This is a genomic window from Caldisalinibacter kiritimatiensis, from assembly GCF_000387765.1.
GTDB lineage: Bacteria > Bacillota > Clostridia > Tissierellales > Caldisalinibacteraceae > Caldisalinibacter > Caldisalinibacter kiritimatiensis.
The window spans coordinates 1-7,898 of record NZ_ARZA01000005.1; the positions used below are offsets into that span (position 1 = coordinate 1).

A 7,898-nucleotide genomic window follows, 5' to 3' on the forward strand; every position below is an offset into this window, starting at 1 on the left:
CTATTAAACTATTTTTTTCGTAATCTAAGCCTTCAGCTATTTAATTTCGCAATTACCTATATTTATTCATTTGTTTATATTTTATCTTATAAATATTGAATTTCTGTAAAAGCCGTGTAAAAATCAGGTACTTTATTAATTGTGATTCCCCCCTTTGAGTAAGGTACTTCTTAATTCACATTTACAATATAGTTCTACAAAAAAATAAAAATTCCTTCTAAGTAATAATACATTATGTATTACTGACATAGTTATAAATTATAAATTTTAATCATATACATATACAGTTAAATTATACAACTTGTCTTATTTAGAAAGGGGGATTAAATGGAAGGCTGGTTTAGTACTATATCTGCTTTTGAAAAGATTTTTTGGTATTTCGTTATACCCTTTACTGTCATTTTCATAATACAGACTGTAATTACATTTACTGGTATAGGAGGCGATGTAGATTTAGATGATGGTATGCTTGATGGTATTGATGCATCATTGCCAATATTTACATTAAGAAATTTTATTATTTTTTTCACAGTATTTGGATGGACAGGTATTGCATCAATAAATGCAGGATTTAGTAAATTAGCTACTATTATAGTTTCGGTATTACTAGGAATGATAGTGATGTTTATAGTGTCATCAATTTTTATCTTTATGAGTAAATTAGCTGAAAGTGGCAATTTAGACTTAGAAGCTGCTGTTAATTGTGTAGGTGAAGTGTATTTAACTATTCCAGAGAAACGGACCGGTGTGGGTAAGGTACAGATGCAGTTTCAAGGTGGTGTTAGAGAAATTGATGCTGTTACTGATGGAGAAACCATACAAACAGGTGATAAGATAAGAGTTATTAAAGTTATTCAAAACCAAATGGTGTTGGTTGAAAAAATTAGATAAATAAAAGAGGGGGATTTTGATGAGTTATTCTTTAGTTTTGGTTATCATAATAATAGCTATTATATTTGTGACATTGGTTGCACTTTTTTCAAGATATAAAAAATGTCCGGCAGATAAGATTTTGGTTGTATATGGTAAGATAGGAAAAGGCACTGATGGGTTAAATCGTTCAGCTAAATGTATACATGGTGGAGCTGCGTTTATATGGCCATTAATACAAAGTTATGAATTTCTAGATTTAACACCTATGTCAATAGAAGTAAACTTAAAAAATGCACTAAGTAAACAAAATATAAGAGTTGATGTACCATCGAGATTTACAGTAGGTATTTCAACAGAGACTGGTGTTATGAGTAATGCTGCTGAAAGATTGTTAGGTCTTAGTTTAAATGAGATTCAAGAGCTTGCTAAAGACATTATATTTGGGCAGTTAAGATTAGTCATAGCAACTATGGATATAGAAGAAATTAATGCAGACAGGGATAAATTTTTAGCAAATGTAACTAAGAATGTAGAAGCTGAACTTAAGAAAATAGGTTTAAAACTTATAAACGTAAATGTAACTGATATAAAGGATGAATCAGAATACATCAAAGCTTTAGGTAAAGAAGCTGCTGCTAAGGCTATTAATGATGCAAAAAGAACTGTAGCTGAAAAGAATCGTGATGGTGCAATAGGTGAAGCTAATGCTAAGCGAGATGAAAGGATTCAAGTATCCAATGCTAATGCTACTGCAGTTGAGGGTGAAAATAAGGCTAAAATTGCTATCGCTAATTCAGAAGCCGAAAGAAGAGAAAAACAAGCAGAAGCAAATAGAAGAGCAGTTGCAGCAGAAAAAGTACAATCAGCTAAAGCACTTGAAGAGGCCTATGCAGCAGAGCAAGCAGCAGAAAAATCTAGAGCTGAAAAAGAAAGAGCAACTAAAAAAGCAGATGTTGTTATTCCAGCAGAAATAGAAAAGGAAAGGGTTGAGATATATGCAGAGGCTGAAGCAGAAGAAACTCGTCGTAAAGCTAAAGGTGAAGCTGATGCCATACTATTAAAAATGCAGGCAGAAGCTCAAGGTATTATGGAGAAATTAAGTAAGCAAGCTGAAGGTTTTGAAAAGTTAGTTAATGCAGCAGGTGGAAATGCTAAAGATGCTGTTACACTTATGATAGCGGATAAGCTACCTGAATTAGTGAAACTCCAAGTTGAAGCTATCAAGGATATTAAGATAGATAAAGTTACTGTATGGGATTCAATGGGAGGAAATAGTGATGGTGTACCAACTACAGCAAAATTTTTATCTGGAATGCTAAAGTCTATTCCACCTTTTGATGATGTATTTAAGATGGCAGGAATGGAGCTACCAAACTATTTAACAGGTAATAAGATGAAAGAAATAGATAAAATAAAGGAAAAAGATGAAAAATAATAGATGTAGAAGAATAAGTTGGAGGGGAGAAATCCCCTCTTATTTTAGAATGTTTCATTTATCTCCCATGATTCAACTATAGGATGAATACTTTATAAATTACTTTCTGTTTAAAATTTTCGAAAAATTATTGAACTTGATATATTCATTGGATATAATTAATATAACAGTAATAATTTACGAATTCATTATACTGCAATTCTATAAATGTACTTGAGAAAATTCTTTTTACAATATTCTTGCCTTCAAAATACTCACATTTAGGTTAAAGTTCCGTAAGATAAAATCAATTTTTTAGTGTGTAATACTCCTTAAATTTTTAAGAAAAGAAAAATTAGTATATATTATTAAATTAAAGAAGGAGGACTAAATGTATAAAGAAAAGGAAAGAATTATTGCGATAGTTAACGAATTGATAGCATTTTTATTAAACAACAATGCATCATCAATATATATTACTATTAAGGAAAGTGATAATGAAAATAAGATTATAGTATGCTGTAATGTACTTGACATAAGAATATTAGACGAAGTAAAAGATAAAATCATCTCAAAGAGAAACAGGGAGATAGAAGAACTGTATTGGGAACTTCTTGGTGAAACAAGTTCAAAGAATGAACTATATCTTTTAGGAAATATGATAGATGAATCTAGTTTAGATACCTTAGATTCAAACATGGTAAAGATAACTTTAATTAGAAAAAAGGATAATACCAAATAATAAACATAGGAGGGAGTTATGCGATTAATTAAAGAAAATTTAAAGCTATGTTTATTACTATATGTTTTTTGGATTGTACTAACAATGGATTTTAGATTTACAAGTCTAGTAATTGGGTTAAGCATAAGTATAATAGTTACTATTGGGTCTTATGGTATATTGCATGATAAATATGGATTTAAAGTTACACTGCCTAAAATCTTTAATATAATTAAGTTTACTTTAAGACTTATGTTTGAAATATATAAATCTTCCTTTTCATATATAGTGAGAATAATAAAGAAAGATTGTGACCCAATATTTGTGAATATAGAGTTAAATACTAATAATCCACTGATTATAACTATGATTTCAAATGCTATTACATTGACACCAGGTACTCTAACAGTTGATAAAAACAGAAACAAATTAGTGGTATTATCCATAGATGACCCAAAAAAAAGAGGAAAATGTTTAGCAGAAGAGATTATAAAAAAATATGAGAAGCTTTTTTAGTGAGGGATGAAAAGACATGTTTTTGATTATAACAATGGTACTTTTGGTTATAGCTATGCTTGTAACAGTAATAAGGATGGTTATAGGTCCTACTGTTTGGGATAGATTATTGGCATTAAACCTTATATCTGCAAAAACTATTCTTTTGCTGGCTGTATATGGTGTTTATATGGAGAATACTCTTTTATTAGACATATCTATTTCCTATGGGATAATTGGTTTTATTGGAATCACTTTGCTATCGGGATTTATTCAAAGGGGAGGAAGATTAAAGTGATATATAAAAGCTTATTGGTTTTATCATGGATATATATTGTTTTTGGAATGATTGGAATATTCAGATTTCAAAATATGTATGCGAGATTATTGACTAGTAGCAAAATAGATACTGTTGCAACGATAACTATATTAATAGCCTTAATTGTGAAATCTGGTATTAGTGATTTGTCAATAAGACTTTTATTAATAATGATTTTTATTATGATAACAAATCCAGTTAACAATCATATTATAACTCGGTCAGCATATCTTAATGGGGTTAGCATAGAGGATGGGATGAAAAAATGAAAATCATCTATTTGCTTCAAATGCTATTAATTTTTTTATCTTTATTTATTTTAAAAAGCAAGAATAATTTGAAATCTATTATTTTTTTTTCAGCTTTTTCTCTGGCTACAGCAAGCCTTTATTATTTCTTTAAAGCACCTGATTTAGCCCTTGCTGAAGCTGCTATTGGAAGTGCAATTATTCCATTGGTATATATAATTGCTATTTCTAAGCAAAGAGAGTTTCTGGTAATAAGTCGTATTAATAAAGATGATATATTTCTTTACCATAGTGGTAATACAAAAGGTAAGGGCTATAAACTATTAGAAGACTTTACAAAACATTATAATCTTAAGCTTGTTATTAGTCGTGGAAACTATGATGATTTACATGGGATTTTTCGTAGTAGAAATATAGATTTAGTTATAGAAAAATGTAGAGATACTGGTAAGTATATATTAAAGGGAAAGAAAACTAGCGTACTTATGAATAAACTAGAGCAGATAACAAGGGATGAACAGGAAATAGAGGTAGTTAAAATAGAAGAGGGTGAAATGGATGATTAAAAAATCTATGTTAATATTGATGCTTTTTATACTTTTAATTATATTTATAAATATATCGTTTCATGCTATTAACAATATAGATACAAGCAGTAAGGATTATTATCTTTATAATACATATAGCGATACAGGTTCGAAAAATATCGTTACAGGTATATATTTAGATTATAGATTGTTTGATTCTATATTTGAGGCAAGTATTTTAATAATTGCTGTTTCAGGTATAATTTTTATGTCTAAGAAGGATGATGAGGTGCTTTAAAGAGTATTAGAGGAGGGATAGAATGAAGACGTCAGAAATACTTGAATGTATTAGTAGAGTGTTATTTCCATTTATTCTTTTATATGGATTTTACATAATAATAAATGGACATTTGACACCTGGAGGTGGATTTCAGGGGGGTGCAATATTAGCTACTGCAGTTCTTATTAGTTATTTCATTTATCCCGACAAAATTAGAGATTTGAATTTATTAATTAAATTGGAGAAATATGTGTTTATAATAATACTTTTGTTCGCCTCAGCTAGTCTTTTGACTAAAGGAGAAATATTTACAAGTTTTTTACCCATAGATACTAATGTGAATTTGAAATCAGTATTTTTAGTAAATTTAAATCTGTTTATAGGAATCAAAGTTTCAATAGGTCTTATTTTAGTATTTTCTACCTTTATTGAGGAGGGGAAATAATGAAGTTAAGTCTAATATTATCCTTTATACTATTATGTATAGGTATATATGGTATAGCTGTAAATAAAAATATCATAAAATCAATAATTTTATATAATATACTTCAATCAGCGATTATAGTTATATTTTTAAATTTTGGAGCAATTAATGCTTCTGACATTCCAATAATATCTAAATTTTCAGATACAACTTCAAATATGGTTGACCCATTACCTCAAGCTTTAATGATAACGGCTATTGTAATTGGAGCGGCAATTACAGCTCTAGCCCTTATGTTAAGTATAAAGATATTTCATTACTATGGTACGTTGAATTGGAAAGAATTGATAGAAAGGGAAGGATGACATGAAGTTTATACCTATATATTTGATTTTTATTCCAATAGTAACTGCAATGTTTGTATATGTATTACATAAAAGATATTTTAATTATATTATTTTTTTATCTCAATTGATGATAACTTATTTTTCAATTAAATATTATATGTTCTATAATGGATTTATAAACAGACATGTATTAGTGTTAGGTGGATGGAATGAAATAATTTCAATAACTTTGAGAAATGACCAATTATCAATCTCCTTTATTTTTCTATCAATATTTATTTGGTGGAGCGTAATTATATATAGCTGGGAGAAAAGAAAGACTGATTTCAAATTTCTATTTTTCTTATTATTCCTTGAGGGAACATTTCTAGGATTTATACAAACTAATGACATATTTAATATGTTTGTTTTAATTGAAATAACAACAATTATATCTACAATACTTATTATATATAAGAAGGATGGTTATTCAGTAAGGGCAGGACTGTATTATCTTTTGTTTAATAGTGTAGGAATGATATTCTATTTAATAGGTCTTATATTTATATATGTTGTCACAGGAACTTTAAATATGGATATAATTTCTGAAAAAATTAATTACTTAGGAGAAAATTCTGTAGTAATATTATCGTATATTTTTATAATGGCAGCTATTGGAGTTAAATCTGCTTTTTTTCCTGTATATAACTGGTTACCAAAGGCCCATGGTGCAGCACCTGCGTCTATATCAGCACTATTATCAGGTCTTTTAGTTAAAAGTGGAGTTTATGCTTTTATTAGATTCAACCAAGTTTATAATATTAATTTGCTATATGACTTATTTTTTATATTGGGTTTTATCACTGCAATTTCTGGAATTATCTTTGCTTTGAGTCAAAAAGATATAAAACAGATATTAGCGTTTCATACGATATCACAAATTGGTATTATTTTAATGGGAATTAGCTCTATGTCAGGAAAAGCTTATATGGGTGGCATTATGCACATTTTTAATCATTCGATGTTTAAATCTTTGTTATTTATGGGAGCAGGTTATATTATAAATGTGTATGGTACTAGGAGGGTGACTGAAATAAGAGGAGTATTTAAAAATATGCCTTTAGTATCAATTTTTATGATAATTGGTATGTTATCTATTACTGGAGCTCCTTTCTTCAATGGTTTTGTCAGTAAAACAGTGATAAAATATGGTTTAAAGCCTAATACCATTAAGACTATAATGTTATATATTATTAATTTAGGTACTAGCATATCTTTTATAAAAATGTCTCAAATATTTTTTGGGGAATTTAAAGTACAGAAAATTAGAAGCTACAACAATGAAGTAGCAATGCTAATTTTATCTATGATGTGTATAATATTGGGTAATTTTTATATACCTTTAACGAAAGGTTTTTTTGGAGTTGATTTTTCTTTTGTAAAAGTTGTTAGTTTAATGAACTGGTTAAATTACATAATAGCATTAGGGATAGGATATTTAATTTATAAATGGATTATTGAAAAGGATTATAATATTATGAAAAAAATTAGACATTTAAATATTTCTTTTGGAACCACTAATTTCATGTTAGTAGTTTTTATATTTATTATGATTATATGGAGCTATGTGTAGTAGAAACTGTAAAATTGTATTTTGGTAATATTAGTATGGTTATAAGGTTAATATCTGAGTAAATTTCATATTTTTTAATCGTTGATTTTACTAAATTTTCTTGGACACAAAAAGGGGTTTCACCCCAAAATGTCGAATTAATTAAGTGCAAACAAAATAACCCGAAGGAGTGAAACCATTTAATGTATATTGACAAATGAGCTTAATTTCCTTTGAAGAAATTATAAATTTTCAACAAGAAACTAAATTAGAAATGATTTTATCTCAAATTGACGTTTCTAAGATAGCTAATAAACTTAGAAAATCTAGTAATTCAAAAGGCCCGAAGGGCTATGAGCCAACAACAATGATATATGCTCTAATTGCTATGCAAGTTGAAAAAATACAAACTATTAAAGATTTAGTTCTTAATCTAAAACAAAATCCAATCCTTAGATATTATTGTGGTTTTGAAGTGCTTGGAAAAGTACCTTCTGAATCTACATTTAGTAGATTTTTAGATAAATTATGTGAAACAGATGAACTTGAAAAACTTTTCCACGAGTTAGTACTTCACGCTAAAGAACTAGATATTATTGATGGTGAACATGTATCTATTGACTCAATAAAATTAGATTCTTATGAGGCTGCTAAGCCTA

At 28.2% G+C, this 7,898-nt stretch carries 12 protein-coding genes; all 12 read left to right on the forward strand.

Features of this window, described 5'->3' with window-relative positions:
- Nucleotides 1-327: 327 nt before the first annotated feature.
- Nucleotides 328-891: an NfeD family protein gene (locus L21TH_RS00225; protein ID WP_006305439.1), complete on the forward strand. Its 564-nt coding sequence runs from the start codon at nucleotides 328-330 to the stop codon at nucleotides 889-891.
- Nucleotides 892-910: 19 nt separating this feature from the next.
- The gene (locus L21TH_RS00230) at nucleotides 911-2,308 is read left to right on the forward strand and encodes a flotillin family protein (RefSeq protein WP_006305440.1); all 1,398 of its coding nucleotides are present in this window, start codon (nucleotides 911-913) and stop codon (nucleotides 2,306-2,308) included.
- A gap of 370 nt (nucleotides 2,309-2,678) precedes the next feature.
- Nucleotides 2,679-3,029 carry a hypothetical protein gene (locus L21TH_RS00235; protein ID WP_006305441.1) on the forward strand — a complete coding sequence of 117 codons (351 nt, stop codon included), beginning with the start codon at nucleotides 2,679-2,681 and terminating at the stop codon, nucleotides 3,027-3,029.
- 18 nt (nucleotides 3,030-3,047) lie between these two features.
- The gene (locus tag L21TH_RS00240; RefSeq protein ID WP_006305442.1) at nucleotides 3,048-3,524 is read left to right on the forward strand and encodes a Na+/H+ antiporter subunit E; all 477 of its coding nucleotides are present in this window, start codon (nucleotides 3,048-3,050) and stop codon (nucleotides 3,522-3,524) included.
- Nucleotides 3,525-3,540: 16 nt separating this feature from the next.
- Nucleotides 3,541-3,801 carry an MrpF/PhaF family protein gene (locus L21TH_RS00245; protein WP_006305444.1) on the forward strand — a complete coding sequence of 87 codons (261 nt, stop codon included), beginning with the start codon at nucleotides 3,541-3,543 and terminating at the stop codon, nucleotides 3,799-3,801.
- Nucleotides 3,798-4,091 (forward strand): monovalent cation/H(+) antiporter subunit G, encoded by a 294-nt coding sequence (mnhG, locus tag L21TH_RS00250; RefSeq protein WP_006305446.1) that lies wholly within the window; start codon nucleotides 3,798-3,800, stop codon nucleotides 4,089-4,091. The genes L21TH_RS00245 and mnhG overlap by 4 nt, the downstream gene beginning before the upstream one ends.
- Nucleotides 4,088-4,636, forward strand: a complete 549-nt coding sequence (locus L21TH_RS13620; protein WP_052002621.1) for a Na(+)/H(+) antiporter subunit B — start codon at nucleotides 4,088-4,090, stop codon at nucleotides 4,634-4,636. The genes mnhG and L21TH_RS13620 overlap by 4 nt, the downstream gene beginning before the upstream one ends.
- On the forward strand, nucleotides 4,629-4,895 hold the full coding sequence (locus tag L21TH_RS00260; protein ID WP_006305452.1) for a hypothetical protein: 267 nt from the start codon (nucleotides 4,629-4,631) through the stop codon (nucleotides 4,893-4,895). Before L21TH_RS13620 ends, L21TH_RS00260 begins: the two co-directional genes overlap by 8 nt.
- Before the next feature lie 22 nt (nucleotides 4,896-4,917).
- Nucleotides 4,918-5,322, forward strand: a complete 405-nt coding sequence (locus L21TH_RS00265; RefSeq protein ID WP_006305453.1) for an MnhB domain-containing protein — start codon at nucleotides 4,918-4,920, stop codon at nucleotides 5,320-5,322.
- Nucleotides 5,322-5,666 carry a sodium:proton antiporter gene (locus L21TH_RS00270; RefSeq protein ID WP_006305455.1) on the forward strand — a complete coding sequence of 115 codons (345 nt, stop codon included), beginning with the start codon at nucleotides 5,322-5,324 and terminating at the stop codon, nucleotides 5,664-5,666. The genes L21TH_RS00265 and L21TH_RS00270 overlap by 1 nt, the downstream gene beginning before the upstream one ends.
- A 1-nt stretch (nucleotide 5,667) precedes the next feature.
- Nucleotides 5,668-7,260 carry a complex I subunit 5 family protein gene (locus L21TH_RS00275; RefSeq protein WP_006305457.1) on the forward strand — a complete coding sequence of 531 codons (1,593 nt, stop codon included), beginning with the start codon at nucleotides 5,668-5,670 and terminating at the stop codon, nucleotides 7,258-7,260.
- A 196-nt stretch (nucleotides 7,261-7,456) separates the two neighbouring features.
- Nucleotides 7,457-7,898: transposase (locus L21TH_RS00280; protein WP_034428805.1), on the forward strand; the 442-nt coding region annotated here is incomplete at its 3' end.